Origin of the sequence: Blautia sp. AF19-13LB, assembly GCF_003479105.1 — a bacterium.
Lineage (GTDB): Bacteria > Bacillota > Clostridia > Lachnospirales > Lachnospiraceae > Fusicatenibacter > Fusicatenibacter saccharivorans.
The window spans coordinates 1-542 of sequence record NZ_QUGO01000083.1 but is presented as its reverse complement, the minus strand read 5'-3'; the positions used below and the strand labels follow the sequence as shown (position 1 = coordinate 542).

At 38.4% G+C, this 542-nt stretch carries 1 pseudogene; it reads left to right on the top strand.

Features of this window, described 5'->3' with window-relative positions:
• Nucleotides 1-315 precede the first annotated feature (315 nt).
• Nucleotides 316-542 (top strand): annotated as a pseudogene (locus tag DWX32_RS19405) (IS200/IS605 family accessory protein TnpB-related protein); the annotation flags it as partial.

The window sequence follows — 542 nt, the reverse complement described above, 5'->3', positions numbered from 1 at the left end:
ACTGGAAGTAAGGGGATTACCCATAAATATATTGTAGTAGTGATGAGTTAGACGCGCAATTTTTTTAATATAAAACAGAACAAATGTTTGATATATTATTATGGATATGGTAAAATACTTTTATGGAGAAAGATATGTTTACAATTAATAAAAATAGTTTTTCCTATCCGGCGTCAAGGAAAGAGTTGTGGGGAGAACATTTGTGAAATCCGTCTTATTGTGCTGTAACGGTTAGTGACCGAAGCCGTGAACAGATACTTGCTTACATAGAAGGTCAGAAGGAAAAATCCCGTTAAAACCCGGAGGAGAAAGCGAATGAAAATCATATCCAGTTATGGTGTTGAATTACGAAAACAGAATATTCCAATCCGCCAGACACTGGAGATTTACCGTTCTGCTGTCCGCTATCTGGTCGAAGTGTATGAATCTGTGTGGGAAGAACTGGCCCAAATTGAGGAAAGTAAGAAACGTTTCAATGCAGCAGAACATCTGGTGCATACAACGAAACGGAATCCGGCCCGGTTTGATTTTGATTTCTGCTT